Source organism: Candidatus Poribacteria bacterium (assembly GCA_021295755.1).
GTDB lineage: Bacteria > Poribacteria > WGA-4E > WGA-4E > PCPOR2b > PCPOR2b.
Genome location: JAGWBT010000007.1, coordinates 39,675 through 41,529, shown reverse-complemented (window position 1 = coordinate 41,529; position 1,855 = coordinate 39,675). Strand labels below are relative to the sequence as shown.

The window sequence follows — 1,855 nt, the reverse complement described above, 5'->3', positions numbered from 1 at the left end:
GGAGATGTCTTCTCTTGGAGCCATAATGCAGGTATGGGATGGGCTCCCGGTGAACTTAATCGGAGAGAGTTTCTTATCCTTAGCACACAAGGGGGTATCCGCGCACCGGACGGGAGTCCGATTGCACTTGGCTACCACACCGGGCATTGGTAGGTTGGCTTGTTGATGCAGGCTGCCGCCGAGGAATTCAAAGAACTCGGCATGATCCCGTTTGGCGGATTCTGCTCGGATCCAAGAGATCGACGCACACAGGGCACCCCCGGTATGATGGACAGTCTCGCCTACCGTAACGACGCCGCAATAGTTTTCCGGCGGCTCATTCGGTCAATGCCGACGCGTAAAGGGGTGATGATGGTTGCAACCTGTGACAAGGGACTTCCCGCCACGATGATCGCAATCGCTGCGATGCGCGATCTGCCGTGCGTATTAGTCCCCGGCGGTGTGACATTGCCGCCCACCGAAGGTGAAGATGCAGGCAAGATTCAGTCCATCGGTGCCCGTTTCGCGCACGGGGAGATCTCCTTGCAGGACGCTTCTGACTTCGGGTGCAAAGCGTGTGCAAGTCCGGGGGGCGGATGCCAATTTCTTGGGACTGCTGGAACATCGCAGGTCGTTGCAGAGGGACTAGGGATGACCTTACCCCATTCCGGGCTAGCACCATCGGGTCAACCGATCTGGTCGGATATGGCAAAGCGGTCTGCCCGTGCTTTGGTTAATCTCGACGCAAAGGGCATCAAGATGGGTGATATTTTGACGGATGAAGCGGTTCGGAATGCCATGATTGTCCACGCTGCCTGTGGGGGTTCGACCAACCTACTCCTGCATATCCCCGCCATCGCACATGCGGCGAAACTCGATCGCCCAACCGTCGAAGATTGGATGGAGATCAATTGGCAAGTCCCTCGCCTCGTCGATGTCCTACCTAATGGTCCTGTCGGTCATCCAACGGTTCAGGTCTTTCTAGCGGGTGGTGTTCCTGAAGTGATGCTGCATTTGCGGGCGTTAGGTCTGTTGAACGAAGATGTGCTCACCGCTTCAGGCGAACCCCTTGGGCGGAACCTCGATTGGTGGGAGAAATCAGAACGCCGCCAACGTGTCCGAGATCTCTTGATGGAGCGAGATGGAATCAATCCGGACGATGTGATTATGACCCCGGAAGCCGCAAAAGCGTGTGGGTTGACCAGCACGGTTACTTTTCCGCGTGGCAATCTCGCGCCGGAAGGTGCCGTCATCAAAAGTACCGCGATTGATCCCAGCGTCGTTGACGAAGATGGTGTTTACAGAATGACCGGGCGGGCGCGTGTCTTTGTGCGTGAGCGGGATGCGATTCAAACGCTCAAAAGTAGTGGAGACGACCAGATCAAGCCGGGAGAGGTAATGGTGCTTTGTTCCCGCGGTCCGATGGGATCTGGTATGGAGGAGGTCTACCAGATCACTGCAGCGCTCAAGCATCTTTCGTTCGGTAAGCAGGTTGCCCTAATCACCGATGCGCGCTTCTCCGGCGTGTCAACCGGCGCGTGCATTGGACATGTCGGGCCAGAAGCGTTGTCAGGCGGACCTATTGGCAAGTTGGTTGACGGCGATCAGATCCAGATTCGCGTCGATCGGAATCGGCTTGAAGGGAGCATTGATTTGGTCGGTCATGGAGACCAGATCTTCGGTGTTGAGGCAGGTACGCAGGTCTTAGCCGAGAGGTCGCCACGTCCGGACCTTGCCCCTGACGATCTGCTGCCGGACGATACGCGTCTGTGGGCGGCACTCCAGAGCGTTGGTGGTGGGACATGGGGCGGCTGCGTCTACGATGTAGATGCAATTATTGAAACACTTGAAGCCGGTATGAAGCGTGAAACGTAAA

Annotated in this window: 1 pseudogene; it reads left to right on the top strand. The window is 56.7% G+C overall.

The features are described from left to right. Nucleotides 1–1,854: pseudogene (locus J4G02_02095) on the top strand (YjhG/YagF family D-xylonate dehydratase). The last annotated feature ends 1 nt before the right edge of the window (nucleotide 1,855 follow it).